Here is an 18,429-nt window from a genome sequence, read left to right as displayed (position 1 = left end):
CAGGCATGGGGAGCCTGCCCGATTCCGTCGACGTGCTGATCGTCGGCGGCGGCTCCGCCGGCTGCGTCCTGGCGAACCGCCTGTCCGCCGATCCGAGGCGCCGCGTCCTTCTGGTGGAGGCCGGGATCGACACCCCGCCCGGCGCCGTGCCGGAGGCGATCCGCGACAGCTACCCCATGCCGCTCTTCCACGGCGACACCTACATCTGGCCCGGCCTCGACGCGACGGTGACGCGCGGGCCGGACGGGCGAGCCCGGCGCCGGCTCTACGAGCAGGGCCGCGTGATGGGCGGCTCGTCGAGCATCAACGTCCAGTCCGCCAATCGTGGGCTGCCGCGCGACTACGATGCCTGGGCCGAGGCCGGCTGCCGCGGCTGGGCCTGGGACGACGTCCTGCCCTACTTCCGCAGGCTCGAGACCGACCGCGACTGCGACGGCCCCCTGCATGGGACGTCCGGCCCCCTGCCGATCCGGCGCCTGCTCGAGCCTTCCTGGCCGCCCTTCGCGCACGCCGCGTTCCGGGCCTTCGAGGCCTGCGGCCTTCCGCGGCGGATCGACCAGAACGGCGAGTTCTCGGACGGCCTGTTCCCGCCGGCCTTCTCGAACCGCGACGATGCCCGCGTCTCCGCGGCGGAGGCCTACCTCGATGCCGGGGTGCGGGCCCGATCGAACCTGATCATCGCGGCGCGCACCGAGGTCGCGGGCCTCCACCTTCACGGTCGGCGCGTCACCGGCGCGTGCCTGCGCGCGCCCGACGGGACTGAACGGGCCGTATCGGCCGGCCGCACCGTGGTCTGCGCCGGCGCCCTGCGCTCTCCGGCCCTCCTGCTACGGGCCGGGATCGGCCCGGCCGACCACCTGCGCGCCTGCGGGATCGCGGTGGCGGCCGACCGTCCGGGCGTCGGCGCCAACCTGCGCGACCATCCGGCCCTGACGCTCGCGCAGGTCCTCCCGCCCGGCCTGCGGCTTCACACGCGCCAGCGGCGGGCGAGCTTCCTGGCGATGCGCTACTCGTCCGGGCTGCCCGGCGGCAGCGCCTCGGACATGTACGTCACGGTCTCCGCCCGGGCCGGCTGGCACGCCCTGGGCGCCTGCCTCGGCCTGCACTTCCTCTGGGTGAACCAGCCGCACTCCGTGGGGTCGCTGCGGCTCGACCCGGCCGATCCGGCGGGCAACCCGGCGATCGACCTCGACCTCCTGTCCGATCCGCGCGACGCGGCCCGCCTCGCGGACGGCGTCCGCCGGGTCGTGGCGCTCGCGGTCTCGCCTCACCTCAACCCGAACCCCGCCGAGATCTTCCCGGCGAGCTTTACGCCGGCGATCCGGCGGCTGAGCCGGGTCGGCCGGCGCAACGCCCTGGTCACGGCGGCCCTCGCACGCCTCCTCGACGGGCCGCGCCCCCTGCGGCGGCTGATGCTGCGCAGCTTCACCGGTGGCCGCGACCTCGCCCGGATCGTCGACGACGACGCGGCGCTGGCGGACTTCGTGCGGGCGAGCGTCTTCGGGGTCTGGCACGCGAGCGGAACCTGCCGGATGGGCGATCCCGCCGATCCCGGCGCCGTGGTCGACCCGGCCGGAAGCGTCATCGGGATCGACGGATTGACGGTCGCGGACGCCTCGGTCATGCCGCGCCTGCCGAGCGCCAACACCAACGTTCCGACCCTGATGATCGCCGAGAAGATCGCCGATGGCATCCGAGCCCCGTGAGGCCGGAGGATCCGCCTCCGGCTTCCTCGACCTTGGTGCGCAGCACCTCGAATACCGGCGCGGCACTCCGCGCTCCGGGCGATCCCCCACGATCGTGCTCCTCCACGAGGGCCTCGGCTCGGCCGAGGGGTGGTGGCCGTTCGCCGACGCGCTCGCCGAGGCGTCGGGGTGCCTGGTCTTCGCCTATTCCCGGGTGGGCTACGGGCGATCGAGCCCCGTCACCCTGCCCCGGCCCATCGACTACCTGGAGCGCGAGGCGGCGGAGGTTCTCCCGCGCGTGCTCGACGCGGCCGGCATCCGCGACTGCATCCTCGTCGGCCACTCGGACGGCGCGACGATCGCCGCCCTCGCGGCGGCCTTCGGCGACCCCCGCATACACGCCGCCGCCCTGATCGCGCCGCACGTCGTGGTGGAGGCCGTGACGCTCGAGGGCGTCAGGCGTGCCGTCGAGGCGTACGAGACGGGCGACCTCAGGCGGCGCCTGGCATCGCAGCACCGGGACGTGGACGGCGCCTTCCGGGGGTGGAGCGACGCGTGGCTCGACCCCCGGCGGCGCGCATGGGATGTCCGGACGGCCTTGCGGCCCCTGACCGTGCCCCTCCTCCTCCTGCAGGGCGAGAACGACCGCTACGGCAGCGCGCTGCAGATCGAGGCCGTAACCAGGTCCTGCCCCCATGCGGAGGCTCATCACCTTCCTGAACTGGGTCATTCTCCCCAGGAGCAGGATCCCGCGCGCGTCATCGATCTGATCCTGAGCTTTCTGCTCAAAAGAGAAATATTGCCCCAAGATTGAGAACTGCCGCGGAAGTCCCCGTGTGTTAGGGTGTGAACCGAATCAAGCCGTTGCGGGCTTTGCCGTTTTGTAATTCCAGGCGGCCGTTTCGCGGCCTGGAGATAGCGATGGCGGACCTGTTCTGGCTTTCGGATGAGCCGTGGCGGTGATGGCCCCGTTCACGGCGAGCCGTTCGACTTCCCGACGTTGTTCGAGTTCGCGCCAGAGCACGAGGCTGCCTTCGATGCGCGTGTCGCGGCGCTGCGCGCCACCCGCGAGTGGACCTTCGTCGAGCGCGCGGTCGACATCCGGCTGACCCGCGACACGCCGGGCTGATCCAATGCTGACGACTGCCCTCGAACCGAGCGACGATCTGCTGCTGCCACGGCTGCGGCTCGGCGAGGAGGCGGCTTTCCGGATTCTCGTGCGGCGGCATCACGTGCGCCTCGTGGCGCGCAGCGCGCACCTGCCGCCGGACGCGGCAGAGGAGGCGGTGCAGGACGCCTGGATCGCGGTGATGCGCAACATCGCGAGCTTCGAGGCGCGCTCGTCCCTGTGTGTGGTTGCCCACGCCGGATGGCGCGCGGACGGATCGGAACAGCGGAATGGCTGACGCGATGCCCTTGCCGGGCGAGGAATCCGAGTGGCTGGAGGCCGACGGACTCGGCGGCTTCGCGTCGGGCACGGTGCCGGGCGTTCGGACGCGCCGCTACCACGCGCTCCTGCTCACGGCGGCGCATCCGCCGACCGCGCGGACGGTGCTCGTCAACGGCATCGAGGCGTGGGTCGAGACAGCGGCCGGACACACCGATCTCAGCACCCAGCGTTACTGTCCGGACGTGATCCATCCGCGCGGCTTCGAGCGGATGGTTGCCTTCACCCACGTGCCCTGGCCGTCCTGGACGTTCCGGCTCGCGGACGGCACCGAGATCACCCAGGAGCTTCTGGTCGATCCCGACGCCTGCGACACGCTGTTGCGATGGCGGCGGATCTCGGGCGTCGGTCCCTGCACGCTCGTCGTCGTGCCGCTTCTCTCGGGACGGGACTATCACGGCCTGCAATCGGCGAATCCGGCCTTCGACTTCACGCCACAGATCGGCGGCGCAGAGGTCGGAACCTGCGTCACGTGGCGCCCCTACCCGGATCGACCCGCGATCTCCGCCCTGACCACCGGCACCTATCGCCATGCGCCGGACTGGTACCACCAGTTCCTCTACGCCGCGGAGCAGGCGCGCGGGCTCGACTGCGTCGAGGATCTCGCCGCGCCCGGCAGCTTCCGCTTCGATCTCACGGAGGCGGAGCCGGCGCTGATGCTGCTGCGCGCGGGCGAGAGCGCGCCGGTCCGCGTCCGGGCCCTGGCCGACCGGATGGTCGCCGCGGCGCGGCTTGCGCGGGTCGGTCCGGATCTCCGGCGCAGCGCCGGGAGCTACCGGGTCGACCGGGGCCGTGGCAGCACCCTGGTGGCGGGCTTCCCCTGGTTCACGGATTGGGGCCGCGACACCTTCATCGCCCTGCGCGGCCTGCTGCTGGCGACGGGCGATCTCGAAACCGCCGAGGCCATCCTCACGGCCTGGGCCGGGGCGGTGAGCGCGGGCATGATGCCCAATCGCTTCCCCGATTCCGGCGAGCAGCCGGACTACAATTCCGTCGACGCCTCGCTCTGGTACGTGGTCGCCGTGCACGACTTCCTGGCAGCCTCGGGAGCGGCCCGGCGCACCGTCCGTTCCGAGCCGACGCTGCGGGCAGCCTGCCTGGCGATCCTCGACGGCTACGCCGCCGGCACCCGCTTCGGCATCCGCAGCGATGCGGATGGCCTGATCGCGGCCGGACAGCCCGGCATGCAGCTCACCTGGATGGACGCCAGGGTCGGCGATTGGGTCGTTACGCCCCGCATCGGCAAGCCGGTCGAGATCCAGGCCCTCTGGATCAACGCCCTCCATATCGCGGCCACGCTCTGGGAACCGCGCTTCTCCGGGATCGAGGCGATCGCGCGGGCGAGCTTCGCGCGGCGGTTTCCCAACCCGGCTGGCGGCCTGTTCGACGTCGTCGACGTCGATCACGTCCCCGGCACGCACGATGCAGCTTTGCGTCCGAACCAGATCTTCGGTGTCGGCGGGCTGCCGTTCCCGCTTCTGACCGGCGAGATCGCCAAGTCCGTCGTCGACGCGGTCGAGGCCAAGCTCCTGACCCCGCTCGGCCTGCGCAGCCTGTCGCCGGACGATCCAGCCTATGTCGGTCGTTACGGGGGCGAGGCACGGGCGCGAGACGGAGCCTATCACCAGGGTACGGTCTGGCCCTGGCTGCTCGGCCCCTTCGTCGATGCGTGGCTCTCCGTACGGGGCCGCAGCGAGGCGGCTCTGCGGGAGGGGCGGGCACGCTTCCCGCCGCCGCTGGAGCACCACCTCGGCGAGGCCGGGCTCGGCCATGTCAGCGAGGTGGCCGACGGCGACGCCCCCCACCGGCCCGGCGGCTGCCCCTTCCAGGCGTGGTCGCTCGGCGAGTATATCCGGATCCGCCGGATGCTCGGCCTCGAAGCGTTCTGAGGAAGGCCGTGATGCCTGAAGACCGGAACCCATCCTCCCTGTTCGAGACCGAGGAGGGGCGCCGCCTTCGGAACTGCGCCGCGGAGGGCTGGCATCGCTGGGGGCCGTACCTCTCCGAGCGGCAATGGGGAACGGTCCGCGAGGATTACAGCCGGGACGGCACCGCCTGGGACTACCTGCCCCATGACCACGCGCGCTCGCGTGCCTATCGCTGGGGCGAGGACGGCATCGCCGGGTTCAGCGACGACAAGCAGCTCTGGTGCCTCGCGCTGGCCCTCTGGAACGGGCATGATCCCATCCTCAAGGAGCGGATGTTCGGTCTGACCAACGCGGAGGGCAATCACGGCGAGGACGTGAAGGAACTCTACTGGTTCCTCGACAGCACACCGACGCATTCGTACATGCGGATGCTCTACCGGTATCCGCACGCGGCGTTTCCCTACGCCGACCTCGTCGCCGAGAACCGGCGGCGCAAGGGCCGCGACATGCCCGAGTACGAGCTCGCCGACACCGGTGTGCTGGCGGAGAACCGCTGCTTCGACGTCACGGTCGAGTACGCCAAGGCCGCGCCCGAGGACGTGCTGATGCGGGTCTCGGTCGTCAATCGCGGACCGGAGCCGGCCGAGATCCACGTCCTGCCCCACCTGTGGTCACGCAACACGTGGTCTTGGCGCCCGGATGCCAAGCGGCCGCTCCTGCGCCGCGTCGACGGTTCCTGCGTGGAGGCGACCCGGGCGGCGGGCCCCCGGCGGCTGTTTACGGCGCTTCAGCCGGCCGAGTTCCTGTTCTGCGAGAACGAGACCAACGCCGCTCGCCTCTTCGGTGCAGGTGGATCGTACCACCCCAAGGACGCGATCAACGACGACGTGGTGGCAGGGACCCGTCGGACCGTGAACCCGCTGCACGAGGGCACCAAATGCGCGGCGCTGAGCCGTCACAGCCTAGCGCCCGGCGCGACGATCGTCCTGCGTTACCGGTTGAGTCCGGCCGATGCGCCGAGCCTCGATGACGCGGGCTTCGAGGCGTTGTTCGCGCGCCGGATTGCGGAGGCCGACGCGTTCTACGCCGTCCTTCAGCAGGACATGACCGACCCCGACGCGCGCCTCGTCCAGCGCCAGGCGTTCGCCGGCATGCTCTGGTCGAAGCAGTTCTACCACTTCGACGTGCGCCGTTGGCTGATGGGCGACCCGACGCAGCCGGAGCCCCCGCCGGAGCGGCGGCGCGAACGGAACAGCGATTGGGCGCACCTCAACAACGCCGACATCGTTTCGATGCCCGACACCTGGGAATATCCCTGGTACGCGGCCTGGGACCTCGCCTTCCACTGCGTGACCTTCGCGCTGATCGACCCGGACTTCGCCAAGGGTCAGCTCGTGCTGCTGACGCGCGAGTGGTACATGCATCCCAACGGCCAGCTGCCGGCCTACGAGTGGGCCTTCGGCGACGTCAACCCGCCGGTGCATGCCTGGGCGGCTTTGCGCGTCTACCAGATGGATGCCGCCCTCACGGGGCGACCCGACCGGACCTTCCTGGAACGGGTGTTCCACAAGCTGATGCTGAACTTCACTTGGTGGGTGAACCGGAAGGACGCGGACGGACGTAACGTCTTCCAGGGCGGCTTTCTCGGGCTCGACAACATCGGCATCTTCGACCGCTCCGCGCCGCTGCCGACCGGCGGCACCATCGACCAGGCCGACGGCACCGCCTGGATGGCGATGTACACGCTCAACCTGATGCGGATCGCCCTCGAACTGGCCGCGGAGGACCCGGTCTACGAGGACATTGCGACTAAGTTCTTCGAGCACTTCCTCTACATCGCGGAGGCTATGACCGACATCGGCGGCAGCGGGGTCGGGCTCTGGGACGAGGCGGACGAGTTCTTCTACGACGTCCTGAACCTGCCGGACGGCCGGATGCTGCCGCTGCGCGTGCGCTCGCTGGTCGGATTGATCCCGCTCTGCGCCGTCGAGGTGCTCGACATCGCGTTGCGTGACCGCTTCCCCGGCTTCGCGCGTCGGGCCGAGTGGATGCTGCGCAACCGTCCAGATCTCGCCGCCCTGGTCTCGCATTGGAGCCAGGGTGCCGGCGAGGGACCGCCGCCCGGCCAGGACGGCGACCGGATGCTTCTGTCGCTGCTGCGCCGGCACCGCATGAAGGCGCTGCTGGCGCGCATGCTCGACGAGACCGAGTTGCTGTCCGACCATGGCGTACGCTCCCTTTCGAAAGCGCACGCCGCGCGTCCCTTCGTCCTCGACTGGGGCGGCGCGCGCTACGCCGTGGACTACGAGCCCGCCGAGTCGACGACGACCACGTTCGGCGGCAACTCGAACTGGCGCGGCCCGGTCTGGATGCCGATCAACGTCCTCCTGATCGAGGCTCTCGACCGTTTCGGGACGTTCTACGGGGACGACACCCGCTTCGAGTGCCCGACCGGATCCGGTCGCTACCTCAGCCTGCCGGACATCGCCGACGAGCTGAGCCGTCGGCTCTGCCGGCTGTTCCTGCGCGGCCCGGACGGCCGCCGGCCGGTGCTCGCGTCGTACGGCGCCCTCGCCGACGATCCCTGCCTGCGCGATTGCGTCCCGTTCCACGAATACTTCGACGGCGATACGGGCGCAGGGCTCGGAGCGATGCATCAGACCGGATGGACGGGCCTGGTGGCGCTGCTTCTCAGGCCCGGACGACTCGCCGCCCTACCGACCACCCGTGCCATCAGGTCCTGACGGTCGAAGGCCCCCGGGCGACGTCTTGGCCGGCGGGGGAGAGACCGCGTCACTGATGTCGTCCATCACGAGCTGATTGAGCGCGCAGATGAACGAGGACCGCCGGTAGCCGTCGTGACGCGAGAGCGCGTTGTCGAAGGCGCGCACGTTCCAGAACGGGTCGTTGCCGAGGGTGATCGGGGCGATGCCGGTCAGCGGCAGCCCGTGCTGGAACCGCACCGCGGGCGCGCCCTGGCCGTCGATCCCCGGCTCGGGCGGGGCGAGATCCGCGCTGTCCCATCCGAGACCGCCCTGCGCGGCGCGGCGGCGACGGGCGCGGCTCAGCCAGCGGTCGGCGCGCGGACAGTCGATGTCCGCATCCGCCAGCGCCCCATAGGAATGCCGCGCTTCGGTCGCCATAGCCGCGAGCCCCAGCATCTCGTGCGTGGTTCCGAACGGGGCTGCCGAGGGCTGCGCGTCGGCGAGCACGCCCGCGGCCGGCCGCGGCGGGTCGAGATTGCCGATCGTGTGGGATTCCTCGGGCAGGCTTACCTGGAACGGAAACGTCGCGGCGAGGTGCGAGAGCGCGCGCAGGGGCAACGTCCGCACGCCGTCGAGGAAGTCGGGCTCCCGCGGGGCTGCGCAGCTCATGCCGCGTGGCGGCACGCGCTCGAAGCGTGCGGCCGTGCGGTCCAGAAAGCCCGCGGCGGGTCGGAAGTCGAACTTGAAGGTCGGGAACAGGTCGTGGGTCGCCCAATCGTAATCGACGCCCGCACCGAACATCGCGTTCGTGCCGGCGAGAACGGCGCCTGTCAACGAGCCTGACGCGTGCGGATCAAGGCGTGGAGATCGTGCGGACACGCCGTCGGCCGCCTCACACGAGGGGGGGGCAGCACCGCTGTCCGAATGCTAAAAATCCGAAGCCGCGTTTCACCAGGAATACCTGGTGGTGGACGCAGTCACCTGCGAACCCGTCTCCAGCCGGGATTTTCGCGGTTTGCGCGAAGAAAACCGGGAATTGGCGATACGCGCTGCTCCTGCTGGTTCCTAGTTGTACCGGAAAGCGTCTGTGTTGCAATCACTTGAGGGTCATCCGACCGTGTTGGAACTGGGATTGCGCCGCTGAGAAACCGGGAACGAAGTGCTCCTGAACCGGGAATTTGGAGGCCCGAGCCGTGAAGCTGAACACGAGCCAGCTCGCGTACCAGCGATCGTGCATCGCCGATCCAGCTTGACGTAACGACGTCCGACGGGCAGTTTCCCGTCCGTTGTGTGGCTCGTATCGGATCTTCGGAGTCACACGAGGGCAATTCCGGCTTCGCGGTCGGGCAGTTCCCTGACTATTCCGAATCACTCGGCGCTCATGCGTTTGGGTGGGTGGAAGACGTCGGCGCTGCTCAGTCCGTGCGGAATCCCCATGACTCCCTCTGTTATCCTGCCCACCGCTCGCGTTCGGACGCGCTCAGCGCGTGTGCCGCAGCCTGACACAATCTCGACAGGCGGTGCCGCAGGCGCGCCGCTTCCCCTCCAGATAGTCTACCGTGCACCCGCAACGCTCAAGCCGGCCAGCCGGAAACTGCGCCAGCGCGGCCGTGGCCAAATCGAGCAACTTGCGGTCAACATACGCCGCTTCGGCTGCCTCGTGCCGATCCTCATCCAACCGGACGGCACCATCCTCGACGGCCATGCCATCTGGGAAGCCGCGAAGCTAATCGGCTTGGCCGAGGTGCCTACCGTCAGCATCGCCGATCTCACCGAGGCCGAGGCGAGCGCGCTGCGCATCTCGCTCAACCGCATCCAGGAACTCTCGAGCTGGGATGAAGTCGCACTCAAGTGCGAAATCGAGCTCCTGTCCGCGCTCGATTTCGGGCTGGTGGGTCACATTGGCTTTTCCACGCCGCAGATCGACGTCATCCTGTCGCCGCCCGTTAAGGCGCCAAAGCTTGATCCTGACGATCGCCCACCTCCCGCCTCCGGACCCGTTGTCTCCCGGCTGGGTGATCTCTGGCTTTTCCAGGGCGGCCATCGCCTCCTGTGTGCGGATGCGTGCGCGGCGAGCAGCTACATCGCTCTGATGGCTGGCGCGAAGGCGCGGCTGGCCGCCTGCGACATGCCCTACAACGTGCCCATCCGGGGCCATGTTTCAGGTCAGCCCGGAGCACGTGAGTTCGCCATGGCCTCGGGCGAGATGAGCGCCGAGGGGTTCGCGAACTTTCTGCGCACGATCTTCAGCCTCTGCGCGGCTCACTCCCTCGACGGCGCCCTGCACCTTCAGTTCATGGACTGGCGGCATGTGGCCGAGATGATGGCTGCGGGGACCACGGTCTACGGCGAGTTGAAGAACCTCTGCGTCTGGACCAAGGACAATGCCGGGATGGGCTCGCTCTGGCGCTCCCAGCACGAGCTCTGCTTCGTCTGGAAGGTCGGGCAGGCCGCCCACGTGAACAACGTCGAGCTGGGGCGTCACGGCCGCCATCGCAGCAATGTCTGGTCCTATCCCGGCGCCAACACGGATGCACGGAGCAAAGCGGAGGCGGGGGGCCATCCTACTCCGAAATGCGTCGCCATGATCGTCGATGCGATCCTCGACGTCACGCATCGCGGTGAGATTGTGCTCGATCCCACACTCGGCTCGGGCACGACGCTGGTGGCTGCTCACCGCACCGGACGGCGCGGATACGGGCTGGAGATCGATCCCTGCTACGTCGATACGGCTGTCCGTCGCCTCGAGCGGCTGACCGGAGTACCGGCGCGCCACGCTGCAACCGGTCTGACCTTCACGGAGACGGCGGCTGCCCGAAGCCGCGAGGATGATAGCGAGGTTGCGGATGCCGCGATCGCGCCCGCGGACGCGGCGTGAGGGCGGCCATGACGGAGCAGCAGGAGCGGGGCGGCGCGAGCCGCCCCTCGGACGGCTACACTGTCGGCTACTGCCGACCGCCGGCCGAACACCAATTCCGCCAAGGCGAGCCCTCGCGCAACCCTGCCGGTCGGCGCGGCAAGCGCCGTCCGGTCACCCCACCCAGCGAGCTGCCGGATTTTCTGGATGGCCAGGTGACGGTCGGCGTGGCCGGGAAACCGACGCTCATGACGCGCGACGAGGCGATCGACCACGCGCTGTTCCAGGAGGCGATAAAGGGCAACGTCCAGGCCTCGCGGCGCCTCGACGAGCGGCGGGCCGAGCGCGAGCGACGACAGCAGGCGGCGCGCTCGAGCTCGACCAACCCATCCGCCGCAGTCAGCAGTGAGGACGAGGCGCTGATCGCCGAAGCCTTGCAGCGGCGCAGCCATGCCTCAGCGGGAACAGCAGGCACAGCGCTGGGGAATGGGGTGAGCGGCCGGGGCGACCACGAACCGCTTGGGCTGGATGAAACACCGCAGGCCAACGAAGGCGCGGAGCAGCAAAGGGGCCCTGGCCATGTGTGAGCGCCCTCGCCTCTTGCAAGCACTCCTGCGCACCGACTTCCTCGCTTTCCTGCAGAAATGCTTCGTCACCCTCGAACCCGGCGTGCCCTATCAGCACAACTGGCACCTCGAGGCGATCGCCGAGTCCTTGCGGCAGATCACGGACGGGGAAACGCGGCGCCTCATCGTCAACGTGCCGCCGCGCTCGGGCAAGTCGATCGTCATCAGCATCGCCTATACCGCTTGGGTGCTCGGGCATGATCCGACGCGGCGCATCATCTGCGTCTCCTACTCCGAGGCGCTCGCCAAGGCGCATCACGCGGCCTTCCGCACCCTCGTCACCAGCCCCTGGTACCGCGCGCTGTTCCCCGCCTTCGCCATCCAGCGCGGAGGAGACCGGGAGACCGAGACGGTGACCACCGCTCGGGGTTATCGCTTCGCGGTTTCGCTCTCGGGATCCGTCCTCGGGCGCGGCGCCGACCTCATCATCGGTGATGATCCGATGAGTCCGGAGGCAGCGCTCTCGGAGGCGGTACGTCTCCGCCAAACCCAGCTCTGGATGAGCGCGCATCGCACGCGACTGAACAACAAGCGCACAGGCGCAATCGTGCTGGTGATGCAGCGCCTGCACGAGGCTGACCTCGTCGGGCATGTGATGCAGGAGGAGGCCTGGGAGCACCTCGTCATCCCGGCCACTGCCGAGGCGCGCACAAGCTACAAGGTCAGCCGTCAGCCAGGCGACCTTTATGTGCGGGAGGCCGGCGAGGTTCTGTTGCCGGAGCGTGAGCCTGCCGCGATTCTGGCAGAGACGCGTCGAGCGCTCGGCAGCCGGTACTACGCGGCGCAATACCAGCAGGATCCGGTGCCGCCTGACGGCAATTTGATCGAGCGGGGCTGGTTGCGCAGCTTTGCGGACGAGGCGGCGTTGGGTGAATTCGACTACGTGATCGCGAGCTGGGACACGGCCTCGACGATTGCTGAAACGAGCGACTATTCGGTCGGGCAGCTCTGGGGCGTGATCGGAGAAGACTTCTACCTGCTGCACGTCGAGCGCCTGAAGGTCGCTGCCCCGACCCTGCGAGCCGAGATCCTGAAGATGCACGAGGATGAGTACCTCCGGGTGCACCGGACGCTGATCGAGAATACGGGTCACGGACGGGCAATTGCGGACGAGCTGTGGGCGTCGGGTCGGCTGCGACCTGAAATGCGCACGGCCTCACGCGACAAGCGGGCACGGCTGGAGGCGGTGGCACATCTGTTTGAGGCGGGCCGGGTGCATCTTCCGCAGGACGCCGCGTGGCGCGAGGCATACGAGCGCGAGCTTCTGTCGTTTCCGGTCGGGCGGCACGACGACCAGGTGGATGCGACGAGCCAGGCGCTGCTCTACCTCGAGTGGCGACTTCGCGGGGCAAGGGCGCAGGAGCGGCGAAATCTGACGCGACGCGAGGTCCGGCCTCGCATCATTTCCCGCACCTCCAATCCGGGCTGATCGCTCCCCGTCAGCATGGGGTGATACGAACTTCGCACATTGGGCTGCGGCCGCTCCTGCGCCAACCGCGCCACGACAAGCAAGCGCGGCTTCTGGCGCAGTCGGCTCGCTTCGAAGCCGGGCAGGTTCGATAGCCTGTGGAAGCACCCTCGCTCGCAACCGACCTGTCGGAGCTTCTCGCCTTCCCGAACGGACGGCATGACGATCAGGTCGATGCGACGAGCCAAGCGCTGGACTACCTCACGAGCCGCAGCGTGCCCCCTCCCCCGCTCACACGTCGCAACCCCGTACGCTGCGAGGTCAGCGCGCGCCGCTAAGCCTCGGCGGCATGCGCCTTGCCCAGCAGCCAGTCGAGGACGGGCAGCAGCGCCTCCAATCGGCCAGGCTCGGCCCAGACCGACGCCTTGACGTTGGGCCGGCGCGTCAGGCCACTCTCCGGCAGGCCATACCCGATCGCGTTCAGGCGCTCGAGCAACTCAGTCCGTGTGACCTCGTCGCCGATCGCCGGCTTGCCAGCCAGGTATTGGAAGTTCACCGCGAGTGCGCCGTCACCCCAGATGCTGATCGGAAGCAGCTTCTGACCGGCGACCAGGATCACCGGCGTCCAAGCCGGAAGCTGGCCCTCCCCGTACCCCTCGCCCAGCCTACGCGCGTGGGCCCATGCCATGATGGTCCGGGCGCCCCGCACCGCCTCCTCACCAACCCGCTCGAGCTCCGCCAGCAGCGAGGCTTCGTCCCAGCGCCGCTTGACGCCCGCCCCCGTGGTTCGCCGCCTGCATGCGCTGGACGCCTCCGTCTGCCCGATGACGAGCGGAACCAGCGTGCGCAGCCCCTGCCCTTCGTACTGGCGCAACTCCACCGCCAGAACCTCGGCCGGCTGCATCTGCCGGTTGAGAAACTCCACCACCCTACGCAGCTCCAGCGGGATGCGGTCGGCCACGAACAGGAGCCGTACACGGCCCGCCTGCAGGTTCGTCCGCACACCGTTCCAGAAGGCGTCGGTGTCGCCCTCCGGGCCAATCAGCTCACGGAGCGCGACAGCGGCATCCTGTCCCTCCGCGTCGCAGCGAGCAGACAGGCGAGCCTGCAGGGCTTCCACCGGCCAGTGCAGGATCGCGTTGGCAGCATAGTCGAGCATCTGTCCGACGACCTCGCGCCGGATGCGCGTGTCCGTACTGCGCTTCACCTCGACCAGGGTCGGGATGCCGTCCTGATCGAGGAAGAGATGGTCGAGCGACCAGCGATCGCCAGCGCCCTCCTCGGCGGCGATGCCCTGCTCGCGTGCGACGAGCAGGAAGCGCCGCGGCTCCGCGGCGTCGATCTGGTCGCCGGCGAGCAGGGCCGGGAAGGCGGCGAGCAGGCGCTGGAAGTGATCCTCGGTGGCAAAGCTTGCGGCCTGCATGGGCACGAGGGTGGCCTCATCGCGCAGGAGGAACACGCCTGGGTCTGCCATGGAGCTGGTCTCCGCGAGGGCGCGGCGCCCTCCCCCGGTCGTGTCGCTCGGGTCGCGGCCGTAGTCCAGCGGAATATCCTATTTCAGGATAATTTCTGTGGCGCCGTTCACTCGATGTGAGCCGACCATATCCTGAAATGGGATTATCCTAAAATCGCTTGAAGCGTCTTGCGCCGTCGGCCCGGGTGCATGCGCAAGACCCTCCGTACCACTGATCACGCGCGCCTCGTCGAGGTGCTGAAGCAGGCGCGGCTGCGTCAGGATCTGACTCAGCAGGTGGTCGCGGACCGACTCGGTGTACCGCAGTCGTTCGTGGCCAAGTACGAGGGCGGGGAGCGTCGCCTCGACGTGATCGAGTTCATCGCGGTTGCTCAGGCGATCGAGGTCGACCCGATCGAGCTCTTGCAACAAGTCGTGGGCGGCGCGTGAGCGTTTAGGCGTGCTGACAGTTCTTCTGCTTGCTCAGCTAGGTGACGAGTAGACGTTGGTGTCAGGAGGGAAAGCGGACCTTCTGCTTCGCGCCCATTTCGGTCATTGAGCGGGCTGTCCCGAGATCCCGTAAGCGGACGCTAAAGATTGCGATCGGCCATTCGCATAAGGGTACGTTAGGGAACGACGCGGATTTGCGCGGCTGCGTGTACCAATTGTGCGTCCTAGGTGTTTAGTCCCGAGGTGAGATGGGTTGGATCGTGTCTGAAGCGGTCTGGATCGTCTGCCCAGGCTCGGCAAGTCGCCTCGTATGGCGTGAGGCCGCTTAGGGTTTTGGGCTGCCGGGCGAAGTTGTACGCATCTAGGAAGGCGGCGAGGTGTTCCCCCAGTTGGTCGTGGCTGTCGTAGTGGTACCGTTTGACGGTCGCGTCCTTGAGGGTCCGGTTCATGCGCTCGACCTGGCCATTGGTCCACGGGTGGTTTGGCTTGGTGAGCCGATGCTCAATGCCGTGCGCCCGGCAGATCTGGTCGAAGCGGTTGACGCGATACCGATGTCCCGCATCGCATCTGCTCGGCACCCTCCCCCACAAAGGGGGAGGGTTACTGTTGTGCCTCACATCGGCGGGGTCAGGCCGTCCTTGCCGACCGCCACGAGCTTGCCGTCGAGCTTGTCTCCGGCCTTATCGACCACCGCGAAGACCTTCGCGCCGGGCTTGAGGGCGCTGTTGTCCGCCGGCTCGAACGCGACGATCGGGGCCAAGGATGGGACGACGATCTGCTTCGTACCGTCCTTGCCGAAACCGACGGTGAGAGTCCGCTCGCCGCCCGTCGTCGCATCGGCCTTCACCGTACCGTTGGTCATCGCGCTCTTCACCTTCGAGCCGCCCGATGTCTCGGCCTTCACGGTGCCGTTGGTCATCGCGCTCTTCACCTTGGACCCGGCGCTGGCCGTGTGGTCGGTGATCGCATCCCAGGCGTAGTGGCCCTCGCCGGTGCCGCGCATCGCCTCGGGGAACAGCACAACTTCGAGGGCGGTCATCGGGTTCTCGCCCTTGGTGGCGGTCCCGATGAAGGTGCCTTCCTTAATCTGGTCGAGACTCGACGGCACGACCGCCACGACTTTGGCGCCGGTGAGCGCGATGGTCTCGGTGCCGGTCTCGGTTTTCAGGGTGAGGGAGCTAGCATCGACCTTGTCGATCGTGCCGCGGACGCGCTCCAGGGCGGAGGCGGCCGAGACGCCGGCCAAGGTGAGAAGACCGGCGGCGGCGAAGCGGGCGAACCCGGTAAGGGATTGCAGCATGAGGTGTTCTCTTCTGGTCGTTATGGGAATGAAGGCCGGGGGGGCTGGCCGAGGATCACATCCGCGGGAGACCGTCTTTGCCGACGGCTACGCGGGTGGTAGTGAGGCCACCCTCGGTTTTGGCGGCATCCTGAGTAAGGACCCATCGTTGGTTCGTGGAAGTCAGTCGTTCGCACTTCAATGGCACACCTATCGATGATAGACCTCAGTCGAGGCATTTTTTGAAGTACAGCTGCCGAATAGATTCCATAGCTCGGTAAGTGTCATCCGATCTGAACGTCATCATCTCCGGACCATCCGGGACACGACCAAAGGAACCTGTCGAGAGATCAATAACGAATCCCCTCTCGCCGCTGTATAGTCCATCGCGGTTCTTCACGTTGACCGATCCGCATATGACTGAACCTTCGCTGCGGCGGAGGGCCGTGATCTTCGCATCTGGGCTTTTCAAGTTCCGTCCGACCAACTCGATGACCGTGCGAGTAGCCGCTTGGCCAATGATGGCGTCAGACCCATCATCAACGCTTTGGGCCTGGACCCCAGATAGGCTGAGCGTCAGCTCAGCAAGGGATAAGATGAGCGCTAATCGGAACATACGAACAACAATTTATCATTGTAAACAAGCATTATTCACTCCGATGAGATTTGTACATCGGAGTGAATCAGTACAATATTTTTCAGCCGAACTTGATCTATTCGGCTCCCTTTTTAGCATTATTCTCTTTACTCTTCTGCGTATGAAGCTTCCTATTTACTTCGAAATCTGAAGACGCAGATGTTTGATTGTTTTGATTGCTCCGCGTCTCTTCAGCCTTAGGCTGAGGCTTCGACTGTGCCCAAGTGGTGGTCGGCATGCCTCCGACAGCGATCAGCGTCATGAGAGCAGCCGAGCCATTTCGAATATACGACATAGACGTTTCCTCCATTATTTAGTCTGAGGAAACGAACTTCCAAGATCGTTGTTCCAAAAACAACCTACTGTATGGACTTAAATATAAGATATTATTAATCAATGTTAGATTCTGAATACAGCCGATCGACAGTATTTTGGTTGCTTGATCGCGACCTCTGTGCAAGGTCAGGGGGCTAGAGTTGTGCCCGGGTGCGTTGCGACGGGTTAGCGGCTGAAGCGTTGAGGGGTGAAGGAGTCGCTGATGCCTTCACCGTTGTCGATGAATCTGCGCGAGCGCGTGGTGGCAGCCGTGGCCGAGGGCGCCTCGTTCCATCGGGCCGCGGCGCGGTTCGGGGTGAGCGTGTCGAGCGCCAGCCGCTGATCGGCGCGCTTTGCGCAGGAGGGCCACGTCGCGCCCATGCCGACGCACGGCGACGACAGCCTGCCAGCCATCGAGGCGCACGCGGATCTGATCCTGTCGCTCTACGAGGTGCGACCTGCGATCTTCCTGCACGAACTGCGCGATGCCCTGTCTGAGCACGGCGTGGCCACCAGCACGAGCGGCCTGTCGCGCTTCTTCGCCCGTCACACCATCACGCGCAAAAAGGGGCGCTTCACGCCGCCGAGCAGGAGCGGGCGGACGTGAGGACAGCCCGCCACGCTTGGTTCGACGCCTTGCCCGATTTCGACCCAGACCGGCTGGTGTTCCTCGACGAGACCACGGCCACGACCGACATGGCCCGCCGCTATGGACGGGCGCCGCGGGGCGAGCGGTGCCGACTGGCCTTGCCACAGGGCCACTACAAAACAACCACCGTTCCATGCGCGCCAGTGGCCTGTGCGCGATCGACCTCGCTGACGGCGCGACCAACGGACAGCGCTTCCGCGCCTATGTCACCGACACCCTGGTCCCGGTGCTCAAGCCCGGCGACACGGTGATCCTCGACAACCTCTCAGCCCACAAGGTCGCGGGCGTGCGCGAGGCGATCGAGGCGGCAGGCGCCCGGCTGCTCTACCTTCCGGCCTACAGTCCCGACTCCAATCCGATCGAGCAGATCTTCGCCAAGCTGAAGGCCCTGCTGCGCACCGCGGCGGCCCGCACCGTTCCCGAACTGTGGGCCGCCATCCGGGATGCCATCGCTCGCTTCACCGCCCAGGAATGCCGGAACTGCCTCGCAGCGGCCGGATACGACAACGACTTGGCCGTCGCTACGTGAGCGGGCACGGCTCTAACCTCGAACTGCGGCCTCAGCGCCGCTACAATCATTGCCGTTTTATACGCCTATATGAAACGCTTCCTCATCGCACTCTGATGGCGAGTTCTTGACGAGCTTGCTCCTTGATCCGCTCCAGGGTCGCCGGGCTATCGATCTTGTGACGAAGGCTCTCCTCCATGTGTCCGGAAAACGGCCGGTGAGAGGCCCATCGATCTCGGATCATCTTGTGAACGATGCCACCGAAGGCTAAGGGAAGCTTAGCAGTACGAAGAGTGCCGAGACGCGTACTACGCTTAATGATAGATCCCGTTAGAGCAGGCTTCCGATCCTTCGATTTACGTTTGGCCACTTCGATCGCTCCAGAATGCACGGCGGACATCCGCGGATGGCGGACGTTTCAGCCATAGCCTCCCTAGTCCGCTCAGTTGATCGAGCTTGGTTTGGCCCTTAACAGCAAATCAGCTGTAAAGCATTGTCCGTAATGACAAAACACGCTAAGGTATTCCTCATAAATTTATTAA

General features: G+C 67.2%; 13 protein-coding genes and 2 pseudogenes. 11 read left to right on the top strand and 4 right to left on the bottom strand.

The window, feature by feature from the left end:
• Positions 1 to 5 precede the first annotated feature (5 nt).
• The 6 genes from ACLBXP_RS18615 to ACLBXP_RS18590 all read left to right on the top strand — a co-directional run bounded on the left by ACLBXP_RS18615 (position 6) and on the right by ACLBXP_RS18590 (position 7,744).
• Positions 6 to 1,706 (top strand): GMC family oxidoreductase, encoded by a 1,701-nt coding sequence (locus tag ACLBXP_RS18615; RefSeq protein WP_447669237.1) that lies wholly within the window; start codon positions 6 to 8, stop codon positions 1,704 to 1,706.
• Positions 1,687 to 2,499: an alpha/beta fold hydrolase gene (locus ACLBXP_RS18610; RefSeq protein ID WP_447669236.1), complete on the top strand. Its 813-nt coding sequence runs from the start codon at positions 1,687 to 1,689 to the stop codon at positions 2,497 to 2,499. The genes ACLBXP_RS18615 and ACLBXP_RS18610 overlap by 20 nt, the downstream gene beginning before the upstream one ends.
• 132 nt (positions 2,500 to 2,631) lie before the next feature.
• The gene (locus tag ACLBXP_RS18605; RefSeq protein WP_447669235.1) at positions 2,632 to 2,814 is read left to right on the top strand and encodes a hypothetical protein; all 183 of its coding nucleotides are present in this window, start codon (positions 2,632 to 2,634) and stop codon (positions 2,812 to 2,814) included.
• Between the two features lie 4 nt (positions 2,815 to 2,818).
• The gene (locus tag ACLBXP_RS18600) at positions 2,819 to 3,091 is read left to right on the top strand and encodes an RNA polymerase sigma factor (protein WP_447669234.1); all 273 of its coding nucleotides are present in this window, start codon (positions 2,819 to 2,821) and stop codon (positions 3,089 to 3,091) included.
• A complete protein-coding gene (locus ACLBXP_RS18595) occupies positions 3,084 to 5,021 on the top strand; it encodes an amylo-alpha-1,6-glucosidase (RefSeq protein WP_447669233.1) in 1,938 nt (645 codons plus the stop codon). Before ACLBXP_RS18600 ends, ACLBXP_RS18595 begins: the two co-directional genes overlap by 8 nt.
• Before the next feature lie 11 nt (positions 5,022 to 5,032).
• Complete coding sequence (locus tag ACLBXP_RS18590) at positions 5,033 to 7,744, top strand: MGH1-like glycoside hydrolase domain-containing protein (protein ID WP_447669232.1); 2,712 nt, start codon at positions 5,033 to 5,035, stop codon at positions 7,742 to 7,744.
• On the opposite strand, the gene ACLBXP_RS18585 is transcribed toward ACLBXP_RS18590, so the two are convergent.
• On the bottom strand, positions 7,715 to 8,539 hold the full coding sequence (locus ACLBXP_RS18585) for a hypothetical protein (RefSeq protein ID WP_447669231.1): 825 nt from the start codon (positions 8,537 to 8,539) through the stop codon (positions 7,715 to 7,717). The two genes, ACLBXP_RS18590 and ACLBXP_RS18585, sit on opposite strands and share 30 nt — an antisense overlap.
• A gap of 655 nt (positions 8,540 to 9,194) precedes the next feature.
• On the opposite strand from ACLBXP_RS18585, the gene ACLBXP_RS18580 reads away from it, so the two are divergent.
• From ACLBXP_RS18580 to terL, 3 genes are read left to right on the top strand one after another with little or no spacing between them, the layout of a single operon-like run.
• Positions 9,195 to 10,583: a site-specific DNA-methyltransferase gene (locus ACLBXP_RS18580; RefSeq protein ID WP_447669230.1), complete on the top strand. Its 1,389-nt coding sequence runs from the start codon at positions 9,195 to 9,197 to the stop codon at positions 10,581 to 10,583.
• Positions 10,584 to 10,591: 8 nt separating this feature from the next.
• Positions 10,592 to 11,149 carry a DUF5681 domain-containing protein gene (locus ACLBXP_RS18575; RefSeq protein WP_447669229.1) on the top strand — a complete coding sequence of 186 codons (558 nt, stop codon included), beginning with the start codon at positions 10,592 to 10,594 and terminating at the stop codon, positions 11,147 to 11,149.
• 13 nt (positions 11,150 to 11,162) lie between these two features.
• Positions 11,163 to 12,617, top strand: coding sequence for a phage terminase large subunit (gene terL / locus ACLBXP_RS18570; protein ID WP_447669228.1), 1,455 nt, complete (start codon positions 11,163 to 11,165; stop codon positions 12,615 to 12,617).
• A gap of 313 nt (positions 12,618 to 12,930) precedes the next feature.
• On the opposite strand, the gene ACLBXP_RS18565 is transcribed toward terL, so the two are convergent.
• The gene (locus tag ACLBXP_RS18565; protein WP_447669227.1) at positions 12,931 to 14,070 is read right to left on the bottom strand and encodes a hypothetical protein; all 1,140 of its coding nucleotides are present in this window, start codon (positions 14,068 to 14,070) and stop codon (positions 12,931 to 12,933) included.
• A 189-nt stretch (positions 14,071 to 14,259) separates the two neighbouring features.
• On the opposite strand from ACLBXP_RS18565, the gene ACLBXP_RS18560 reads away from it, so the two are divergent.
• Positions 14,260 to 14,499, top strand: coding sequence for a helix-turn-helix domain-containing protein (locus ACLBXP_RS18560; RefSeq protein ID WP_447669226.1), 240 nt, complete (start codon positions 14,260 to 14,262; stop codon positions 14,497 to 14,499).
• A 224-nt stretch (positions 14,500 to 14,723) separates the two neighbouring features.
• Here the strand turns inward: ACLBXP_RS18560 and ACLBXP_RS18555 are convergent.
• Positions 14,724 to 15,032: pseudogene (locus tag ACLBXP_RS18555) on the bottom strand (integrase core domain-containing protein); the annotation flags it as partial.
• A gap of 80 nt (positions 15,033 to 15,112) precedes the next feature.
• Positions 15,113 to 15,799, bottom strand: coding sequence for a metal ABC transporter permease (locus tag ACLBXP_RS18550; protein ID WP_447669225.1), 687 nt, complete (start codon positions 15,797 to 15,799; stop codon positions 15,113 to 15,115).
• 1,154 nt (positions 15,800 to 16,953) lie between these two features.
• On the opposite strand from ACLBXP_RS18550, the pseudogene ACLBXP_RS18545 reads away from it, so the two are divergent.
• Positions 16,954 to 17,908 (top strand): annotated as a pseudogene (locus tag ACLBXP_RS18545) (IS630 family transposase).
• Positions 17,909 to 18,429: the final 521 nt, after the last annotated feature.

The organism is Methylobacterium sp. A54F (assembly GCF_053346035.1).
The sequence above is the reverse complement of the archived record's forward strand: the minus strand, read 5'-3'. Positions and strand labels throughout refer to the sequence as shown.